This window comes from Streptomyces sp. YJ-C3 (assembly GCF_053891275.1).
Genome location: NZ_CM132685.1, coordinates 5,204,531 through 5,224,349, shown reverse-complemented (window position 1 = coordinate 5,224,349; position 19,819 = coordinate 5,204,531). Strand labels below are relative to the sequence as shown.

The window sequence follows — 19,819 nt, the reverse complement described above, 5'->3', positions numbered from 1 at the left end:
AGCGGTGTGCTCCGTCGCGGGTTCCACGCAAGAGAGCGGTCACGCGTGTCCGTCCCCAGGAACCGGGTGCACGGCGAGAGCCGTGCGCCGGGCACGTCGCCGCGTGCGGGAGCAGGCGTGCCTCGGACCATCTCACCCGCGCCGTTTCCGTCGGCAGAGGCGGACCGGCCCTGGGCGAGGGGTCGTTCGGCCCCTGTGCCGCGCCGCCCGCCCGCGCGAGCGTGAGGCAGGGAGGCGGCCATGAAGAGGTACTGGCCGAGCCGGGTATGGCGGGGCAACCCGCTGCGCCGCAGGTCGGATGTGGTCGAGGCCTGGGCGGCGCTGCTGCTCGGCGTGCTCGCCCTCCTGGTCGCGCCGGCCCTGGGCGCGGTGAGCGGCTGCGCGGCGCACGCGGACGCCCGTGACCACGCCCGCACCCAGCTCGCCGCCCGCCATCAGGTCCGGGCCCGACTCCTCGACGACGCACCGGAGTTCACGCCCTCCGCCGACGGTGTCCAGCACATCCCGACCTATCCGGTGACGGTGCGCTGGACCGACCGGGAGGGCCGCACGATCACCGCCCTCGCCCCGGTCGAGGCCGGCCTGGAGCACGGCGACGCCGTCACGGTCTGGCTCGACGCGCGCGGCGATGTCACCACGGCACCGTGGAACGGCGACGACATCTGGTCGCGCACCGTCGCCAGGGCGCTCCTCGTCACCACGACCGTCGCCGGGCTCGCCGTCGCCGTCCGGCTCGTCCTGCACCGCATTCTCGACCGCCTCCGACTCGCCGGCTGGGAACGGGAATGGCGACGCGTCGGACCCGACTGGGGACGCCGCCCGACCTAGGGGGGCACCCGAGGCCCCGGACCGTGGACGAGCAACAGGGGCGGCGCCCCGGATCCGACAGGCCCCCAGGCCAGAGCCGTTCGGCCCCTGGGCGCGCAGGTCGCGGACGGCGATCGTCGAGGTATCGCACGACGGCGGTCCGGACCAGTGCGACTTTCGCAGCCCGGGCCCGGCGTCGAGCCACGGTGCCCGGGTCGCGGACGCCGGAGGGAAGATCTCCCGGCCGTCGTGCCGAGCCCCGGAAGGAGGCCGCTCATGACCGCCATGGCCCCGCGCATGAGCCAGACCCTGCCCGACGAGCACCACGGCCGGCTGATGCGCATCGCCCGCGAGGTGGCCTTCCCGCAGGGCACCCGCCTCTTCGACGCGGGCTCGCGCGCCGACCGGTTCTGGATCGTGCGCAGCGGCAGCGTCGCCCTCGACATACCGCTGCCGGGACGGCCCGCGCCCGTCGTCGACTCCCTCGGACACGGCGAGCTGATCGGCTGGTCCTGGCTGTTCCCGCCCTATGTGTGGCAGCTCGGCGCCGCGGCCGAAACCCCGGTGCGCGCCTACGAGTTCGACGCGTTCACCGTCCGCCTGATGTGCGCCTCCGACCCGGCGCTCGGCTCGTTCGTCGCCCAATGGGTCGGCCGGGTCCTCGCCCACCGGCTGAGCGTCACCCGGTCCCGGCTCCTCGACGTCTACGCGCCCTACGGATACGACGCGGCGTGACGGCGCCGCGCGCGGGACCGATCGGGACCGTTCGGCCCTGGCGGATCACCCCTCACGGCCCCAGGATCTAGGGACACCACATCCGAGGGGGACGTATGCCTCAGCCACCCGGTTTCTCCGCGGACCGGCCCATTCGCATCCTGCTCCTCGACGACCACGAAGTGGTCCGCCGCGGCCTGCGGGATCTGCTGGGCGCCGAACCCGACATGGAGGTCGTCGGGGAGGCGGCGACCGCCGCGCAGGCCCTCACCCGGGGGCCCGCGCTGCGGCCCGACGTCGCCGTGCTCGACGTCCGCCTGCCCGACGGCGACGGCATCACCATCTGCCGTGAACTACGCGCACTGTTGCCCGAGTTGAGCTGCCTGATGCTGACGTCGTTCGATGACGACGACGCGCTCCTGGACGCCATCATGGCCGGAGCGGCGGGCTATGTCCTCAAGCAGATCAAGGGCTCCGACCTGGTCTCCGCGGTACGCACCGTCGCCTCGGGCCAGTCGATGCTCGACCCTGCGACGACGGCGCGACTGATGCGGAGCCTGCGCGGGCCCGAGGCCGGTGAGGCGGGGCAGGTCGGCGCCGGCCCCGCCGCCGACAGCCAGCTCGCCGAACTCACCGAGCGGGAGCGGGACATTCTCACCCTCGTGGGGGAGGGGCTCACCAACCGGCAGATCGGTCTGCGGCTGTTCCTGTCCGAGAAGACGGTGAAGAACAACATCTCCCGGCTGCTGGCGAAGCTGGGGGTGGAGCGACGGATCCAGGCGGCGGTGATGGCCAGCAGACTGCCGCCGCCCCGGTAGCCGGCGCTGTCAGCCCCCGTCCTTCAACGGCACCTGCCACTCCAGGCGGGTGCCCCCGGCCTCCCGTGCCGTGGTCGTGAGCGTGCCGCCCCGGCCCCGCGCACGTGCCGCCAGATTCGCCAGACCGCTGCGGTGCCCGTCCGGCGTGTCCGGGATGCCGACGCCGTTGTCCTCCACGGTCAGGGTCAGGACCCGGCCGCGTACGACGAGCGCGACCTCGGCGGAGGTCGCCCGCGCGTGCCGCGCCACGTTCGTCAGGGCCTCGCCGAGGACCGCCACGACGTCGTCGCCGACGGGGGCCGGCACATCCACGTCGATCAGACCTTCCATGCGCAGCGCCGGAGTGAAGCCGAGCACGCGCGCCGCGTCCTCGATGACCCGTACCGTGCGCATCCGCAGCCCGGCGGCCGTCTGCGGCGCCTCCTGCTCGCGCAGCCCGAAGATCGTGGAACGGATGATCTTGATGGTGGTGTCCAGATCGTCCACGGCCCGCATCAGCCGCTCGGCCGCCTCCGGGTGCTGCACGAACCGCTGCGCGCTCTGCAGCGTCATGCCGGTCGCGAACAGCCGCTGGATCGCCAGGTCGTGCAGGTCCCGGGCGATACGGTCACGGTCCTCCAGGAGGCTCATCTGCTCCGCGTCTCGCCGCCGGTCCGCCAGTTCCAGGGCGAGTGCGGCCTGTCCCGCGAACCCGACCAGCGGCGCCAACTCGGCCGCGGCGAAAGGCTGTCGCTCGGCGCGGCGGGCGAGCGTCAGCACCCCGCGGACACTCGCGTTCGTGCCGATGGGCACGGCGACGGCGGGGCCGACGCCCTCCCAGCGCGCCGGCTGGTAGGTGATCCGCGGATCCTTGCGCACGTCGTCCGTCGTGACGAGCTCGCCGGCCGCCAGCGCGGCGCCCGCGAAGGTGCCCCTGCGCGGCAGCGTCACATCGTGGTGGGCCGCGGCGAACTCCCCGAGGGCCAGGGTCTCGTGGAGTTCGTCGGTGCCCGGGACGACGAGCGCCACCATCCCGAGGTCCGCGGCGGCGATCTCCCGCGCACGCTCCACCATCAGGTGCAGGACCGGCATCTCCGCCGTGCCGGACAACAGGCTGCCGGTGAACTCCGCGCTCAACTGGATCCACTGCTCGCGCAGTTGGACCTCCTCGTACAGGCGCGCGTTCTCGATCGCGACGCCCGCCGCGGCGCCCAGCGTCTGGAGGACCGCGACATCCTCGTCGTCGAAGTCGATACCGCCCCGCTTCTGGGTGAGGTACAGGTTGCCGAACACGTCGTCGCGCACCCGGATCGGGACGCCCACGAAGGTGTGCATCGGCGGATGGTGCGCGGGGAACCCGGACGACGCCGGACTGTCGGCCAGGTCGGACAGCCGCAGCGGCTCGGGATGCCGGATCAGCTCACCGAGCAGCCCGTGCCCGGACGGGAGGTCGCCGATCCTGGCCCGCTGGTCGTCACTGATGCCGACCGGCAGGAACTGCGACAGCCTGCGCCGGTCCTCGCCGATGACGCCCAGGGCGCCGTACTCGGCGTCGACCAGCACCACCGCCGCCTCCACGATGCGGCGCAGCACCTGGGAGAGGTTCAGCTCCTGACCGACCGACAGGACCGCTTCCAGGAGACCTTGGAGGCGGTTGCGGGTGCCGCGCACGGCGTCGATCCGGACCTGGAGTTCCTCCAGCAGTTCGTCGAGCCGCAGCCTCGGCAGGGGCCCGGTCCCCCGTGCAGCGTCGTCGCCCATCCGACCTCCGCGGGACCTAGGGTGCACGTTCTTCCACTCACGGTAGCGGCTGGTGTCCCCGCCGTGACCTGCTTCGTCACAGCTCGGGTGACGGAACGGGCGCGTCCGGCTCCGTGGCGCGGTGCAGCGCGGCTATCTGGGCACGGGAGGTGAAACCGAGCTTGGTGAGGATGTGCTCCACATGGGAGTCGATCGTCCGCTTGGACACGACCAGCTCGGCCGCGACCTCCCGATTGGTCAGGCCCTCGCCGACGAGCGCGGCGACCTGCCGCTCGCGCGGCGTGAGTCCGTCGGCGGGCCCCGTGCGCTGCGGCGGCACGTCCGGGGCGGCCGCCGACTCGTCGGTCAGGGCCAGGTCCACCACGGTGTCCAGGGGAAGCAGGCCGCCCTCCGTGAACGCGTGGTGGTAGCCGTCGGCGCCCAGCGCGGACCGCGCCTGAGCCGCGGCACCCGCGTGCAGCGCGTGCAGCACCGGGATCCCGAACCTCGCCTCCTTCGCGGACCGGCGCCACAGCGCGTCCGCGGCGCCCTGGAGCAGGGCGACCCGCTCGAAGTGCCGCAGTTGTGCCGCGTGCCAGGCGAGCCCCTCCATGAAGTGGGCGATGCCCAGCAGGTCGTGCAGCGCCGCCTTGCTGAGCATGCCCTCCCGTGAACACGCGACGGCGGCCTCGTGATCGCCCTGCAGCCACAGCCCGACGCTCTTGACCCACAGGGCCCAGCCCCGGGCCCACTGCTCGGCCGGGTGCGCGGCACCGCGCACGAGGGAGTCGTCGCACCAGGCGATGCCCTTCTCGTGGTCCCCGGACAGGATCATCATGAACCCGCCGTAGAAGCCGAGCATCAGCAGGCCGGTGTCGTCGCCGAGCGCCGTCATCCGGGTGCGCACCTCCTCGAAGTCGGCGGCGCAGCCCTCCATCCGGCCGAGGAAGTAGCGGCGGTGCGCCTGGAAGGCGAGTGTCCACGCGGCGCCGACCGGGTCGTCGATGCGCGCGGCGATCTCCGCGGCCTCCTCCAACAGAGCCTTGTTGAGGCCGCGTTCACCCTGGATGTCCATGTACCAGCTGGTCAGCCACAGCGCCTTGACCCGTTCGGGACTCTCGTCGCGGCAGCCGTCCAGGGTGCGGCGCAGCCAGTAGCGGCCCTCGGTGAGCAGGCCCGTGGCGTGCCAGTACCCCCACAGGGCTGTCGCCATCCGCAGTCCCTGACAGGAGAGCGGGGGCGAGGCCACGCAGTACTCCAGGGCGATCCGGACGTTCGCCCGGTCGCGCACCAGTGCCCGCAGCAGCGGGATCTGCGCGTCGCCCGTCCACTCCTCGTCGAAGGACCGGGCCACGTCCAGGAAGTACGCGAGGTGGCGGCGCCGGGTGGGCTCCTCGTCGCCGAGCGCCGCGAGCTGCTCCAGGCCGAACTCGCGGATCGTGTCGAGCATGCGGTAGCGGGTGCCGTCGGGGGTCTCCACCCTGATCACGACCGACTTCTCGACCAGGCCGATCAGGGCGGGCAGGACGTCGTCGGCCGGCAGCGCGGCGTCGCCGGCCGGGTCCGCGCAGACGGACTCCGCGGCCTGCAGGCTCAACTCGCCCGCGAACACGGACAGTCGGGACCACAGCAGCCGCTCCGACGGCGTGGACAGGTCGTGGCTCCAGCCGATCGCGGTGCGCAGTGTCTGGTGGCGCGGCACCGAGGTGCGGCGCCCGCCCGTCAGGAGCCGGAACCGGTCGTCGAGGCGGGTCAGCATCTCGTCGAGGGAGAGCACCCGCAGCCGGGACACGGCGAGTTCGATGGCGAGCGGTATCCCGTCGAGGCGACGGCACAGGGCCAGCACGTCGGCCCGGTTGTCGTCGCTCAGTGTGAAGCCGGGCACCGCCGCCGATGCCCGGTCCGCGAACAGGTCCAGCGCGTCGCAGCCCGGCTCCGTGCCGACGGCCGACGGCTCGGGCACGCTCAGCGGCCCGATCGCGAGGACGTGCTCGCCGGCCACGTCGAGCGGCTGCCGGCTCGTCGCCACGATCCTCAGTCCCGGTGCGGCGCGCAGGAGTTCGTCGCACAGCACCGCGCACGCGTCGACCAGGTGCTCGCACGTGTCGAGCAGCAGCAGGAGGTTCCGGCCCTCCAGATAGTCGGCGATCACCTCGATCGGCGGGCGGGCCGTCTGCTCGGGCAGGTCGAGCGCGGCGGCGACGGTGTTCGCGAGCAGCTCCGGGTCGCTCAGCGCCGAGAGCTCCACCAGGTGCACCCCGGACGGGAAGCGGTCGCGCAGTTCGTAGGCGGAGCGCACCGCGGTGCGGGTCTTGCCGACGCCCCCGGGGCCGGTCAGCGTCACGAGCCGGGCCCGTGTCAGCACGTCGGCCAGCTGTGCCAGCTCTCGTCGCCGGCCGACGAAACTGGTTGCCTCGGCGGGCAGTTCACCCGACGTGCGACGGCCGGAACTGCGGTTCATGAGAGGTCTCACTCCGTACGGTGCGGGCAGCGACGGACAGGACGGCGCGCCTTGTGCCCTCACGCTAGAAGGATCCGGTCGTGTTCCGGACAGCTTCACCGGATCGCCACGCGCACGGGCGGCAGAGGTGGGAAACTACCCCGCCGCGCAGGCCTGTCCGTGCCACGATCCGGAGGCCTGGAGTGCATTCGGTACGCACTTCAAAGAATCCGTCACACAGTGCATCCGAATGGCTACACTTCACGGAACGTCACACCGGCCGCGCCGCCATCGCCCGCCGGATCCGATGGCCCGGCTCGCTCTTGGAAGGCCCCCATGACGACCCGCCCGCGCACGACCAGCTCGCTCCCGGACACGGTCGGCACCCTGAAGGTCAGTGCCCGCCGCCTGACCTCGGGTTCCGGGCGTGACGGCAGCAGCGGCGGCGACGTGCACGGCGTCGTCGACACCCCGTTCGGTACCCGGCTGCTCATCGGCGACGTCATGGGCAAGGGGCCCGAACTGTCCCGCACTGCCGACTCCGTACTCCAAGCATGGCGTCAACTGGCGCTGGTCCAGCGCTCGTTGGAGGTACTCGCGGTACGCCTGCACTCCCTGGTCGCCCATTCGGACGAGCCCGACCGGTTCGTCACGGCCACCCTCGTGACCGTGGTCCCGGACGGCTCCGCCGAACTCGTCTGTTGCGGCCATCCGCCTCCCCTGCTGCTCCGCGACGGCGGCGCGGTGCCCGCCGCCGTGCCCGCCCCGGCGCCCCCGCTCGGCCTGCTCGACCTGGCCCACGGCTGGTGCGCGGCCCAGCCGATACCGCACAGCGCCTGGGACCGGATGCTGCTCCACACGGACGGCGCCTCCGAGGCCCGCGACGCCACCGGCACCTTCTACCCGCTCGCCGAACGCGCCGCCGAGCTGAGCTCCACGCCCCTCACCGGCTTCACGGCCGCGCTCGCCGCGGACCTGCTCCACCACGCGCAGGGGCAGTTGCAGGACGACGCCTCGCTGCTGGCCGTGGAGCCGCTGCACCCCCGCAGCAGGTAGCGGCCGTCGGCCCGGCACCACCTCCCGGAGGGCGGACCGTTCCCTCCGTTTGCGGACCCGGGCTCGGGGCACACGGGCGTCGAACCCGCCGCGCCACGACAAGGAGCCCCGCCGATGCTGCTGGCCCACCCCACCCTGCTGGCCGATCTGATCCGCCAGTACGAGGCGCTCATCGCCCTCGACGCCGACGCAGGCGGCGCCGAGGCCCGGCGCCGCCTGGACGACGTGACGTACACGCTCTGCGTCGCCACGGGGACCCGCGACATCGACACCGCCCTGGTCGCGGCCCGGCACCGGCTGCCCGGTGCCCGCGTCCACGACGACTCGCTCATCGGGGCGCCCCGCCCCCAGGGGGCGGCGCGCCCGCAGGCGTCAGGGGTATGACACCACCGTCGACGGCACCGTGTCGGTGCCCGACGTGGCCGCGCCGATGTCGTTGATCACGTGCTCGAACTGGCCCTGTCCGCCCAGTGACACGACCAGCAGACCGTGGAACTTCACCCCCGGCGTGTTCGGTGCCGCGAAGCCGTGGTCCTGCCGGATCGCCGGGTTCACGTTGTAGTAGCAGTACGAACCGAGCCCCCATCCCTCGTGATTCGTCACGGAGTCGGCGACCTTGTACGCGGCGAAGCCCTTCACCGAGCCGTTCTGGATCGCCGCCTGGTCGGGGGCGTCGTACGCCTTCTCGTTCTGGAAGAAGATCGTGCGTCCGCGCTCGCCGTTCCACTGCACGTCGTACTTGTTGAAGTGCTCCACGAACAGGCCGGTGGCCAGCACGTCGTCGCCGTTGACCACGATGCCGTAGTCGGCGCGGTTGGTGTCCCAGCCGACGCCGTCACCGTGGTCGGCGCGCCACACCCAGGTGTGGTCGACGATGGTGTGCCGCGCGTTGATCACCATGCTGGTGGTCGCTTTGCCGGCGCCCGCGCCACCGATCCGGACGAAGACGTCCTGCACGGTGATCGGGTCGCCGGAGTGGTCCGCGGACGCGCCCTGCGGGCCGACCTCCAGCAGGGTGGGGGAGTTGACGGTCCCCGCGTCGATCAGGAATCCGGCGAGCCGCACCCCGTCCACGTCGGCCACCTTCAGCGCGCCCACCCCGCCGTCCGGGACGAGCGTGGCGTAGCCGAGACCGAGGACGACCGTGCCCGCGCGGTCCACCTGGATCGGGGCGTCCAGGTGGTAGACACCGGGCGTCAGCAGGAGGTGGAGGCCCTGGGACAGGGCGCTGTTCAAGGTGCCCGCGCTGTCCCCGGGCTTCGCCACGTAGAACTGGTCGAGCGGCACCGAGGTGCCGCGCGGGGTGCCGCTGCCCCAGCTGGTGCCGCGGGCGTTCGTCCGCTTCTCCGGCAGGAACACCTTGTAGTCCGCGCCGTCCAGGTACAGGAACGGCTTCTCGCGGGAGACCGGCGTCGTGTCGAGCGTGGTGTACGGCGGGTCGGGGAAGCTCTGCGCGGGCGCGCCCTCGACACCGGAGAACACCATGTTCCAGACGGCGTTGAGCCAGCCGCCGACGGACGAGTCGCGGGTGTACCACTGCTGTTGCGAGTAGGGGCCCACGCTGCCGTCGATCCGGCTGTCCGCGATGTAGCCGCCGCTGGCCCAGCCGTAGCCGTCGGGCGCCAGGTTGAGGCCGCCGCGCACGTGCATCCGGCGGAACGGCGCCGCCTGCGAGACCGCCCACCGGTTCGTGCCGTTCACCGGCACCAGCGCCAGGTTCTCCGCGCTGCGCCAGAAGTTCTGGGTGGCGTTTCCGTTGAACCACCCCGCGTCGACCGTCACGTCCCCGTTGATGGTCGTGTCGTCGGGGGACAGGCCCAGGCCCGCTATCGAGGTGTAGAAGCCGAGTTGGGCGTTCAGACCGCTGTACGAGCCGGGCTTGAACAGCAGCGCGTAGCGCCCGGCACCGAACTGCGCCGACTCCTGCTGCTTGAAGATCTCGTCGAGCTTGGCCTGGATGCCGGGCGTGGCGGGATCGAACACGATCACGTTGGGCCCGAGGTCGCCACCGCCGGCGAGTGTCTCGCGGGGTGCGGCCGGGGCCGCGGACGCGACCGCCGAGCCCAGCGCGGGGAGGGCTGCTGAGACGGCGGCCGCGCCGAGGACGCTGCGGCGGGACAAGGGCATGGGGAGGTGGGGGAGGTGGGGCACAGCGGCTCTCCTGGTTCATGAAGTGAACGAGTGGGGGTGGTGGGAGCGCTCTCCTGGCGTGGCATGTTTCAGGTGCGTGAATCCAGCGTCAAGAGTTGTGACCGAAGTTCGCGGGATTCATGGGGTCTCAGTGTCAACAAAAGCCGCGAAAAGGGTAGTTGGGGCTTCAGGAGATGATGGAAAGAGCGTGCGCGCCGTGTTCCTCGCAGGTCCCTGTTGACACGCGGCGGGGCGCCTCGTACGTTCCGCCGAGAGCGCTCTCCCTTCCGAGTCCGTGAGGGTTTCCGTGAAGGAGAGACATGCGTCGCCACCTCCTGCTGCTCAGCACCACCGCGGTCCTGGCCGCCCTGGCCACGGCTGTCGCGCCCCCGACCACCGCCGCACCCCGCACCGCCGCGGTGGCAGCCGACTGGAACACCGACCTCGCCGCGGCCGCGTACGCCGCGAACCCCGCCTCCGTCACCGCGTCCGGCAGCGAGAACGCCGGGACCGGTCCCGGCGCCGCTGTCGACGGTGACGCGGGCTCCCGCTGGTCCAGCACCTTCTCCGACAACGCCTGGCTGCGCGTCGACCTCGGCGCGACCCTGCGCATCGACCGCGTGACCCTCGACTGGGAGGCCGCCTACGGCAAGCAGTACGCCCTGGAAGTCTCGAAGAACGGCACCGACTGGCAGCCCTTCTACACCGAGGACGCCGGCACCGGCGGCAGTGTCACCGCGCACACCTACCCGCAGGAGGTGACGGGCCGCTACGTCCGCCTGCGCGGCATCGAGCGTGCCACGCCCTACGGTTACTCCCTCTACTCGTTCAAGGTGTACGGGGGCGCCCCGGCCCCCGCCTCCACGACCCGCACCAACCTCGCCCTGCACCACCCCGCGTACAGCAACTACTACCAACACGCCGGGAACTCACCGGCGTTCGTCACCGACGGCGGCAGACCCGCCGACCTGAAGGCCGACCAGAGCCGCTGGTCCAGCGACTGGAACGCGGACCGCTGGGTCTCGGTCGACCTGGGCGCCGCCTCCACCATCGACACCGTCGACCTGTACTGGGAGGCCGCGTACGCCGTCGACTACGAACTCCAGGTCTCCGACGACAACAGGACCTGGCGCACGGTGTACCGCCCGAGCGCCGCAGAGGTCGCCGCCCGCCGCGCCGACATCAAGTCGCCCGGCGACGCGGCCGGCCGCCGCGACACGGTCCGCCTGCCCACCCCCGCGACCGGCCGCTACGTCCGGATGCTCGGCAAGGAACGCCGGTCCTTCTACAACCCGGCCCCGGCCACCGCCCAATTCGGCTACTCACTCTACGAGTTCGAGGTCTGGGGCACCGGCGGCAGCGCCGGCGCCGCGTACCCGCCGCTGCCGGGCGCCCAGTCGGGCACGTACCGCACGACGTTCTTCGACGACTTCACCGGCGCCGCTCTCGACCGCTCCAAGTGGCGCGTCGTGCGCACCGGCCAGGAGATGGGTCCGGTCAACGGCGAGTCCCAGGCCTACGTCGACTCCACCGACACCGTCCGCACGGCGGGCGGCAACCTGGTCCTCGCGGCCAAGTACTGCAAGGGCTGCACTCAGGCCGGCGGCGGCACCTACGACTTCACGTCCGGCCGCATCGACACCCACACCAAGCTCGACTTCACCTACGGCAAGGTCAGCGCACGGATGAAGCTGCCGGTCGGGGACGGGTTCTGGCCCGCTTTCTGGCTGCTCGGCAGCGACGTGGACGATCCGTCGGTGTCCTGGCCCGCGTCCGGCGAGACCGACATCATGGAGAACATCGGCTACGGCGACTGGACCAGTTCGGCCCTGCACGGCCCCGGCTACTCGGCGGACGGCAACATCGGCGCGCTCCAGCACTATGCCGACGGCGGCCGCGCCGACCAGTGGCACACCTACGGTGTCGAGTGGACGCCGACCGAGATGCGCTTCACCGTCGACGACCGCCTCGTCCAGCGCACCACCAGGAACAAGCTGGAGTCCACGCGCGGCCAGTGGGTCTTCGGCCACAACCAGTACCTGATCCTCAACCTCGCGCTCGGCGGCGCCTACCCGGCCGGCTGGAACAAGGTCACCCAGCCCTACTGGGGTCTGCCGCAGTCGAGCGTGGACGCTGTCGCGCGCGGCGGTGTCCAGGCGGAGGTGGACTGGGTGCGGGTGGAGCAGAAGGGGTGACCGCCTAGACCGCGAGGGTGCCCCGGCCGGTGGTCTCCTCCTCGAGCACCTGCGCGGCCCGGTCCGGGGACGACTGCCACAGGGTCGTCACCGGCTCCCAGACGCGCACGCCGGCCGGGGCGCCCAGCTTCAGCGCCTGGAACGTACGCCCGTCGTGGTCGGGAACGGCGGCGACGTTCACGTACATCACGGTGCGGGCCTCCTTCTCGGCGTCGTCGGAGTCCGACACCGAGCGGACCGCCGCGTAGGCGGTGCCGTGCGCGGCCAGCGTCCGGCCCGCGTGCGGCACCGTCGGCAGCGGCAGGGCCGCCCCGTCCAGATCGCCGTAGGTGATCGTCGGGACGCGGTCGACGAGGCAGGCCCGCGCCGAGTCGTTGCGCACGCTCAGCTTCAGGACGTCGTCGGCGTCGTCGGACGGCTCGGCGCGCACCGTGAGGTCCTTCTCGGCGCAGCGCGGCAGCTCGGCGGCCGAGGCGTCCGCCCAGGCCGTCGGGGCGGCGAGGGCGGTCAGGGCGAGTGCGGCGACCGTGGCCGCTGTGACAGGGCGTACGTGCATCGAGGCACCTCGGGTCGTTGCCGCAAATACGGATATAAGAGGCTAACTCGGATGGTCGACTCTGTACATGTCCAGCGGCCAGGGGTGCAGTGACCGCAAGTTTGCACGGTGTGCAAGAATTCTCGCCGTGATCACATCCGACCCGCAGCAGAGCGCGCCAGCCGAGGGCCTGCGCGCCCGCAGGCGCCGCCGTACGCGGGCCGAGCTGCACGCCGCCACGCTGCGGCTCGTGCGCGAGCTGGGATTCGCGCGGGTGACGGTCGAGATGATCAGCAACGAGGTGGGGGTCTCGCCCCGCACCTTCTTCAACTACTTCCCCAGCAAGGAAGCTGCGCTGTTCGCCCTGCCCGGCAGCCTGCCCGACGCCCTCGCCGAGCGGTTCGCCGCGGGGGAGGGCCGGGACACCGACGCCGTCCTGCGCGATCTCGGCGACGTGCTCGCCGACCACCTCCAGGAGGCCGCCCCGGGCCCCCGGGAGCTGGAGGACACCCTGCGCATCGCCGAAGGCGTGCCGTCCGTCCTCGCCACGTTCCTCGCCCAGTGCGAGGCGGTGGAACGGGATCTGGCCGGCACCATCGCCCGGCGCACCGGCACCCCGCCCGACGGCGAGGCCGCCGAACTGCTCGCGGGCATCGCCATGGCGACCGTCCGCAGCGGACTGAAGCGGTGGGCCCAGACGGGCGACCACCACGACGGTCCCGCCGCCTGCGTGCGCGACTCCTTCACCGCGCTGCGCACCCTGCTCGGGCAGGCCGCGGTGCAGTAGGCGCCCCACCCGTGTGACCGGCGCCCCTCCCCGAAGCGGTCACCCACGCACCTCTCCCCGAACCCCGCAGTACCCGTACGCGGCCACCGCTCTCCCCGCGCCGCACGGTCAGCCGACCCGTCCACCCCCGCACATCGGAGAACCACGCAATGACGCACGCCCCCGCATCCGAGGGCATCGACACCGGACCCGGCCCGGCGGCCGACGAGAGCATCGCCAAGCCGGCCAACTTCGGGCTCATCTTCGCCGCGCTGATGCTGACCATGCTGCTCGGCGCCCTCGACCAGACCATCGTGTCCACCGCGCTGCCGACCATCGTCGGCGAGCTCAACGGCATCGAGCACATGGCCTGGATCACCACCGCCTACATCCTCGCCGCCACCATCGGCATGCCCGTCTACGGCAAGCTCGGCGACCTGATGGGCCGCAAGAACATCTTCCTGGCCGGCATAGCCCTGTTCCTGGTGGGCTCCGTGGTCTGCGGACTCGCCCAGAACATGGGCACCCTGATCGCGGGCCGCGCCCTCCAGGGCCTCGGCGGCGGTGGTCTCATGATCACCTCGCAGGCGATCATCGCCGACCTGGTGCCGCCGCGTGAGCGCGCCAAGTACATGGCACCCATGGGCGCCGTCTTCGGTCTGTCCTCCGTCGTCGGGCCGCTGCTCGGCGGCTGGTTCACCGACGCGCACTCCTGGCGCTGGGCGTTCTGGGTCAACCTGCCCCTCGGCGTCCTCGCCCTGTTCGTCGCCGCCGTCGCGATCAAGCTGCCCCGCAAGGCCGTCACGGTCACGCTCGACTACCTCGGCACCGCCCTGATGGCCACCGCCGTCACCTGCACCGTGCTGTTCGCCAGCTGGGGCGGCACCCAGTACGCGTGGTCCGACCCGCTGGTCATCGGTCTCGGCGTGGGCGCGGTGGCCGCCTGGATCCTGTTCTTCGCCGCGGAGAAGCGCGCCAAGGAGCCGGTCATCCCGCTGCACCTGTTCCGCAGCCCGATCTTCAATGTCGCCACGCTGCTCGGCATGATCGTCATCGGTCTCGGCATGTTCGCGATCGTCGGCTACATGCCCACGTATCTGCAGATGGTCTACGGCAAGTCCGCCACCGAGTCCGGACTGCTGCTGATCCCCATGGTCGTCGGCATCATGGGCACCGCCCTGCCGTCCGGCGCGATCATGTCCAAGACGGGCCGTTACAAGGTCTATCCGATCGCCGGCACCCTGATCATCATGCTCGTCGCCTACCTGATGTCGACGCTCGACGTGTCCGACCCGGTCTGGCTGGTCTGTGTGTACGTGGGTCTCGCGGGCGCCGGCGTCGGCCTCATGATGCAGACCCTCGTGCTCGCGGTGCAGAACGACTTCCCGGGCAGCGAGGTCGGCACCGCCACCTCCGCGAACAACTTCTTCCGGGAGATCGGTGCGACGCTCGGCACCGCCGTCGTCGGCGCCGTGTTCGCCAGCCGCCTCACCGACAAGCTCGCCACGAGCATCCCCGCCGAGGCCGCCGCCAAGGTCGGCGACAGCGACTCGCTGACCCCGGCGCTGGTCCGTGCGCTCCCGGCCGACCTGCGCGAGACCGTCGTCAACTCCTACCAGGAAGCGCTCGTCCCGATCTTCCTGTACCTGCTGCCCGTCTTCGCGGTCGGCCTGGTCCTCGCCTTCGTCCTGAAGGAGAAGCCGCTCGCCGACAACGACGACTGGCACGCCCAGAACGCGGCGCCCGGCGACGCCGACGGTGTCGCCGAGAAGGAGCCGGCCCCGGTCGGCTGACGCGCACGCCACCCCGTGCCGTGCCCCTCGCCGCCCCGTGCGGCGAGGGGCACACGTGTCTCAGTCCGCGACGAGCCAGGTGCCGTCGCGCATCAGGTCCCGGCCCGCGATCTCGTTCGCCTCGCGCCAGGCCTGGATCCGCACCGGACGGATCCGGAAGTACGGGTACGGGCCGTCGGCGGCGCGCGGGTCGAACCCGCACTTCGCCGCGAACGCGTCCCCGAACCCGGCGGTGACCTCGGCGTCGGGCAGCGCCACGGCCTCGCCCTCGATCCGCACGACATCCCGGGTGTCCCCGATGGCGAGCTGCACCGTGCCGGTCGCCGCGAGGTTGCGCGCGACCGGATTGGTCGCGCGCGTCGACACGTACACCGCTCCGTCGAGCCACAGGAACGACAGCGGCATCATGTACGGCCGACCCCCCTCCGCCGCGGCGGTCGAGACCCAGGCGTCGACGTCCCGCTCCAGGCGGGCGAGCGTGTCCTGCTTGCGCTGCTTCGCCGAACGGGCGGGCGCGGCGTCGGTCATGGAGACTCCTTCACGGTCGGCTGCGACGATGCGGTGTGCTCGGGTCCGCCGCCTGGGGCGGGAGCCGCGTAACACCGTACGTCGACCAACTGGCCCGGCTGCCACTCCTGTTGGCGCGTGCCGAGAAACTCCCATCCCAGCCGCTCGTAGAGGGCGACGGCCGCACGGTCGGTGGCGGCCACGTCGAGGACCGCCCGCGCCCCGCGCAGCCGGGCCTCGCGTACGGCCGTCTCGATGAGGAGGGTGCCGATCCGGTGCCCGCGGGCCGAGGGATCGACGAACAGCCGGCCGACCACCGCCACACCCGTGCCCGAGGCGACCAGCGTCGGCGCCACGTCGCCCGCGCCGGGCCGCGTCAGCGTCACGTGGCCGACGACGCGTCCGCCCCGGTGCGCCACCCAGGAAGGTTCGTCCGCGCCGCCGCCCAGCCAACGGGCCGGATCGTCGGGCCAGTTGACCGGGTAGCCGTCGCTGAGGTGCACCGCGCGCAGAACAGTGACGCACGCGGGCAGATCGCCGTCCCCGCGCACTCCGATCTGCGGCGTGCTGCTGTCGATATCGCTCACGCGCCCATCGAAGCACGCGCACGGACAAGGGGGCGGGCCAGTGCGGTGTCAGTCCCGTCGTGCCGCCCGGTGGGCCAGGCCCTGCGTGAACGCCTGCCTGACGCTCGCCGCGAGATGCCGGGCCCAGGGCGGCGGCCGGGGGTCACCGCGCAGGACGCTCCAGCAGGCGAGCGCGTAGCCGAACTCGCCCGGGCCGAGATAGCCCAGGCGATGCGGCGGCTGGTCGCGACGCCCGGTGAGCATCCAGTCGGTGAGCTCGCCCAGCGGCGCCACCGAGTACCCGGTCGCCTTCACATAGTCGTCGGCGGCGTTCGCGGTGAGGACGCCCATGCCGAGGAACACGGTGACCAGGTCGGTGAGCCGCTCCTCCTCGCGCTCGGCGAAGTCCCGGTCGCCGATGCGCCGTTCGCCGATGAGCCGTGCGTGCGCCAGTTCGTGTGCGACGAGTGCCGCGAAGGTGTCCCGCCGGGCCGCCACACCGCGGTCCAGTTCGATGACCGCCCCGCCGGACGTCCGCCGGTAGGCGCCCACTTGATGCCGCTTCGTGGGCGGCGGTCCCTCCGGTGCCTCCACGAGCATCACCGAGACTTCGGTGACGTCGGCGCCCATCACCGCGGCGACCCGCCGCACCAGGGACTCGGCCTGCAATTGCGTGCCCGTGAAGTCCGCGGCGACGAACCCCGGCCCGGCGACCTCCCGCAGCGGGGCCGAGGGCGGCCCGAACTGCCCCGCGCACCAGTCCAGCCACCGCTCGATCCAGTCCCGCTCCCGGTCCGGGACGGGACACGCGCCCTGCGGCCGGTCCCGCACCCAGGGCTTGTCGCCCGTCGTGCTGATGCCCCGTACGGGGCGCCGCCGCTCGCCCGTCCCGCGGAACCAGTCCGCCAACCCTTCACCCATTGCGCCCCCCCTGACGCCGCCGCGGGGCTTCACCCCCTGCGATGCACCAACGCCCGCCGCCACCCGGCGAGTTCCTGCGCCGGGGCCGGCTCGGCGCGTCGGCCGCCGCGGGCGAAGAACCCCGCGAGCGGCAACGTGGCCGCGCCGACCGTCACCGCGTCCGGACCCAGGCGGCCCAGCTCCACGCCGACCCGCCCGACCGGATAGTCGAGCGCGTACGTGCCGATGTGCCGTCGCACCGACTCCAGGAACCGCGGTCCGAGCCGCAGACCGGCCCAGCCGCCGATCAGGATCCGCTCCGGCTGGAAGAGGTTGATCAGGTCGGACAGGCCCGCGCCCAGGTACTCGGCGGTCTCCTCCAGGACCGACAGCGCCAGATCCCGGTCGGGCGCCGGGCCGCCCTCCTCGTACGCCGTCGCCAACAGCTCGGCCAGGGCCGCCTCTTCGCCCGCCGCCCGGCGCGGGACCCCGCCCGCCTCCCGCCACCGTTCGACGAGGGCCTCCGCACCCGCGTACGCCTCCAGGCAGCCGAGCGCGCCGCACCGGCAGCGCCGCCCCTGCACCCGCACCGTCAGATGCCCCCACTCCAGGGCCCGTCCCTCCGCCCCGGCCTCGGTGACCGCGCAGGCGCCGACGCCCGACCCGAACAGCACCACCACCGCGCTGCCCGCGCCCCGCCCGGCGCCGAACCACATCTCCGCCTGGCCCAGCGTCTTGGCTCCGTTGTCGATGAAGTACGGGACCTCGTCGGGGAGCGGCGAGCTCGCGCGCAGCAGCCGTTCCAGCGGCACCGCCCGCCAGCCGATCGTCTGGCCGTGCACCACGGCTCCCTGCTCGGGATCCCGCGCGACGATCCCGGGCACCCCGACGCCCACCCCGAGCAACTGCCCGGGGTCCGCGCCCGCCGCCGCCAGCACCTCGGCGATCCCGTCGCGTATGTGCCCCACCACCACGTCGACGGCGTAGCGGTCACTGACCTCCAACGGCCGCTCCACGCGGGCCAGTTCGGTGAGTACCAGGTCGAACAGCTCGACGCGGACCAGGTTCTCGCCGACGTCGACGCCGATCAGCAGGCCGCAGTCCGGCGCGATCCGCAGCAGGGTGCGCGGCCGCCCGCCGTCGGACTCGACGCTGCCCGCCTCCTCCACCAGCCCCTCAGCGGCCAGTTCGGCCACCACGTTGCTGACGGAGCCTGAACTCAGGCCCGTCGCCGGGCCCAGTTCGTACCGGCTGAGCGGGCCATCGAAATACAACTGTTGCAATAGGGCCGCGCGATTCTCGCGCCGCAGGTCGTGCACCGTACGCCCGTTCCGCCCGGCCATGATCTCCCTCTCCCTGCGCCCGCGGGGCGCCAACAACGCCCGCCCCGCGCAAGATACCCGTGTCGGATCCCTTGACGCCCTCTTCTTGTGCGGCTTAACTCACAGCCTAAATTAAGCCCTGAGGGCGTTCACTACTTGAACTCGCGCTGGTGAGATTCCGTGAACGCGGTCGGGGTTCCTCCGGATAAGGGACACCTGGAGCCATGAGCAGAATCCGAGCCGCAGCCGTCGGCGCTGCCACCCTCTCGCTCGCCCTCGCCGCGACCGCCTGCGGCGGTGGCTCGTCCTCGGGCGGCGGGTCCAACGACTCCCCGAAGACGCTCACGTACTGGGCGTCGAACCAGGGCGCCAGCATCGAGGTCGACAAGAAGGTCCTCCAGCCCGAGCTCGACAAGTTCGAGAAGCAGACCGGGATCAAGGTCAAGCTCGAGGTGGTCCCGTGGTCGGACCTGCTCAACCGGATCCTCACCGCGACCACGTCGGGCCAGGGCCCCGACGTCCTCAACATCGGCAACACCTGGAGCGCCTCGCTCCAGGCGAGCGGCGCGCTGCTGCCGTGGGACGCGAAGAACTTCGACAAGATCGGCGGCAAGGACCGGTTCGTCGAGTCGGCGATCGGCTCGGCCGGCGCCGCGGGCAAGGACCCGGCCGCGGTCCCGCTGTACTCGATGTCGTACGCGCTCTACTACAACAAGAAGATGTTCAAGGACGCGGGGATCTCCAAGCCCCCGACCACGTGGGACGAGCTCGTCGCCGACGGCAAGAAGATCTCCAAGGGCGGCAAGTGGGGCCTCGCCGCCGAGGGCTCGAACCTGTCCAACAACATCCACCAGATCTTCGTCCTGGCCAAGCAGCACGGCGCCGACTGGTTCACCGCCGACGGCAAGCCGGACTTCACCTCCGACGGCGCGGTCAAGGCCGTGAAGCAGTACGTCGACCTGATGGCCAAGGACAAGATCATCGCGCCGGGCAATGCCGAGTACGCGCAGAACCAGTCCCTGAGCGACTTCTCCAAGAACAAGACCGCGATGGTCCTGTGGCAGGCCGCCGCCTCCACCTTCAAGTCGCAGGGCATGAAGGACGACGAGTGGGGCGTCGTGCCCGCGCCCGTCCAGTCCGGCGCTCCCGGCCAGGGCCAGAACGTCAACTCCATGGTCGCCGGCATCAACATCGCCGTCTTCAAGAACACCAAGAACCTCGACGGCGCCACGAAGTTCGTCAAGTTCATGACCAGCGACGAGGAGTCGAAGCTCCTCAACAAGACCTACGGCTCGATCCCGCCGGTCAAGGCCGCGCAGGAGGACCCGGCGTTCAACGCCCAGTCCACCGGCGTCCTCAAGGAGACCCTCGCCAAGAGCGCGGCGCCGCTGCCGCAGGTCGCCGACGAGTCGCAGTTCGAGACCGCCGTCGGCACGGCCGTGAAGGAACTCTTCGCGGACGCCGCCGCGGGCAAGCCGGTCACGACGGAGTCCGTGAAGGCCGCGCTGACCAATGCCCAGCAGTCGATGCCGACGAAGTGAGTGCGGAGAC

General features: G+C 72.0%; 17 protein-coding genes. 9 read left to right on the top strand and 8 right to left on the bottom strand.

What is annotated here, in order from left to right; all coding sequences use genetic code 11:
* Positions 1 to 240 precede the first annotated feature (240 nt).
* The 3 genes from ACVHNB_RS23320 (at position 241) to ACVHNB_RS23310 (ending at position 2,339) form a co-directional block, all read left to right on the top strand.
* On the top strand, positions 241 to 828 hold the full coding sequence (locus tag ACVHNB_RS23320) for an Rv1733c family protein (RefSeq protein WP_428956748.1): 588 nt from the start codon (positions 241 to 243) through the stop codon (positions 826 to 828).
* 255 nt (positions 829 to 1,083) lie between these two features.
* Positions 1,084 to 1,542: a Crp/Fnr family transcriptional regulator gene (locus tag ACVHNB_RS23315; protein WP_428956749.1), complete on the top strand. Its 459-nt coding sequence runs from the start codon at positions 1,084 to 1,086 to the stop codon at positions 1,540 to 1,542.
* A 95-nt stretch (positions 1,543 to 1,637) separates the two neighbouring features.
* Positions 1,638 to 2,339 (top strand): response regulator, encoded by a 702-nt coding sequence (locus ACVHNB_RS23310; protein ID WP_428956750.1) that lies wholly within the window; start codon positions 1,638 to 1,640, stop codon positions 2,337 to 2,339.
* A 9-nt stretch (positions 2,340 to 2,348) separates the two neighbouring features.
* Here ACVHNB_RS23310 and ACVHNB_RS23305 read toward each other — a convergent pair whose 3' ends face one another.
* Both ACVHNB_RS23305 and ACVHNB_RS23300 read right to left on the bottom strand, forming a co-directional pair.
* Positions 2,349 to 4,079: a sensor histidine kinase gene (locus ACVHNB_RS23305; protein WP_456225777.1), complete on the bottom strand. Its 1,731-nt coding sequence runs from the start codon at positions 4,077 to 4,079 to the stop codon at positions 2,349 to 2,351.
* 76 nt (positions 4,080 to 4,155) lie between these two features.
* Entirely contained in the window at positions 4,156 to 6,519 is a 2,364-nt protein-coding gene (locus tag ACVHNB_RS23300; RefSeq protein ID WP_456225776.1) for an ATP-binding protein, read from the bottom strand.
* A gap of 315 nt (positions 6,520 to 6,834) precedes the next feature.
* On the opposite strand from ACVHNB_RS23300, the gene ACVHNB_RS23295 reads away from it, so the two are divergent.
* On the top strand, positions 6,835 to 7,554 hold the full coding sequence (locus ACVHNB_RS23295; RefSeq protein ID WP_428956753.1) for a PP2C family protein-serine/threonine phosphatase: 720 nt from the start codon (positions 6,835 to 6,837) through the stop codon (positions 7,552 to 7,554).
* Positions 7,555 to 7,668: 114 nt separating this feature from the next.
* Positions 7,669 to 7,938: a DUF5133 domain-containing protein gene (locus ACVHNB_RS23290; protein WP_428956754.1), complete on the top strand. Its 270-nt coding sequence runs from the start codon at positions 7,669 to 7,671 to the stop codon at positions 7,936 to 7,938.
* On the opposite strand, the gene ACVHNB_RS23285 is transcribed toward ACVHNB_RS23290, so the two are convergent.
* Positions 7,927 to 9,681 carry a coagulation factor 5/8 type domain-containing protein gene (locus tag ACVHNB_RS23285; RefSeq protein ID WP_428957754.1) on the bottom strand — a complete coding sequence of 585 codons (1,755 nt, stop codon included), beginning with the start codon at positions 9,679 to 9,681 and terminating at the stop codon, positions 7,927 to 7,929. The genes ACVHNB_RS23290 and ACVHNB_RS23285 overlap by 12 nt on opposite strands.
* Positions 9,682 to 10,004: 323 nt before the next feature.
* Between ACVHNB_RS23285 and ACVHNB_RS23280 the strand changes: the two genes are divergently transcribed.
* A complete protein-coding gene (locus ACVHNB_RS23280; RefSeq protein WP_428956755.1) occupies positions 10,005 to 11,879 on the top strand; it encodes a discoidin domain-containing protein in 1,875 nt (624 codons plus the stop codon).
* Positions 11,880 to 11,883: 4 nt separating this feature from the next.
* Here ACVHNB_RS23280 and ACVHNB_RS23275 read toward each other — a convergent pair whose 3' ends face one another.
* A complete protein-coding gene (locus tag ACVHNB_RS23275) occupies positions 11,884 to 12,435 on the bottom strand; it encodes a DUF4232 domain-containing protein (protein WP_456225775.1) in 552 nt (183 codons plus the stop codon).
* A gap of 127 nt (positions 12,436 to 12,562) precedes the next feature.
* Between ACVHNB_RS23275 and ACVHNB_RS23270 the strand changes: the two genes are divergently transcribed.
* Both ACVHNB_RS23270 and ACVHNB_RS23265 read left to right on the top strand, forming a co-directional pair.
* On the top strand, positions 12,563 to 13,201 hold the full coding sequence (locus ACVHNB_RS23270; RefSeq protein WP_428956765.1) for a TetR/AcrR family transcriptional regulator: 639 nt from the start codon (positions 12,563 to 12,565) through the stop codon (positions 13,199 to 13,201).
* Positions 13,202 to 13,350: 149 nt separating this feature from the next.
* Complete coding sequence (locus ACVHNB_RS23265; RefSeq protein WP_428956766.1) at positions 13,351 to 14,973, top strand: MDR family MFS transporter; 1,623 nt, start codon at positions 13,351 to 13,353, stop codon at positions 14,971 to 14,973.
* Positions 14,974 to 15,033: 60 nt separating this feature from the next.
* Here the strand turns inward: ACVHNB_RS23265 and ACVHNB_RS23260 are convergent, their stop codons facing one another.
* The 4 genes from ACVHNB_RS23260 to ACVHNB_RS23245 are packed head-to-tail and all read right to left on the bottom strand — an operon-like array spanning position 15,034 to position 18,289.
* Positions 15,034 to 15,501: a pyridoxamine 5'-phosphate oxidase family protein gene (locus ACVHNB_RS23260; protein ID WP_428956767.1), complete on the bottom strand. Its 468-nt coding sequence runs from the start codon at positions 15,499 to 15,501 to the stop codon at positions 15,034 to 15,036.
* Positions 15,498 to 16,067, bottom strand: coding sequence for a GNAT family N-acetyltransferase (locus tag ACVHNB_RS23255; protein WP_428956768.1), 570 nt, complete (start codon positions 16,065 to 16,067; stop codon positions 15,498 to 15,500). Before ACVHNB_RS23255 ends, ACVHNB_RS23260 begins: the two co-directional genes overlap by 4 nt.
* A gap of 48 nt (positions 16,068 to 16,115) precedes the next feature.
* Complete coding sequence (locus tag ACVHNB_RS23250) at positions 16,116 to 16,967, bottom strand: hypothetical protein (protein WP_456225774.1); 852 nt, start codon at positions 16,965 to 16,967, stop codon at positions 16,116 to 16,118.
* A gap of 29 nt (positions 16,968 to 16,996) precedes the next feature.
* Positions 16,997 to 18,289, bottom strand: coding sequence for an ROK family transcriptional regulator (locus ACVHNB_RS23245; protein WP_428956770.1), 1,293 nt, complete (start codon positions 18,287 to 18,289; stop codon positions 16,997 to 16,999).
* A 203-nt stretch (positions 18,290 to 18,492) separates the two neighbouring features.
* Here ACVHNB_RS23245 and ACVHNB_RS23240 point away from each other — a divergent pair, with 203 nt between their 5' ends.
* On the top strand, positions 18,493 to 19,809 hold the full coding sequence (locus ACVHNB_RS23240; RefSeq protein WP_456225773.1) for an ABC transporter substrate-binding protein: 1,317 nt from the start codon (positions 18,493 to 18,495) through the stop codon (positions 19,807 to 19,809).
* Positions 19,810 to 19,819 lie beyond the last annotated feature (10 nt).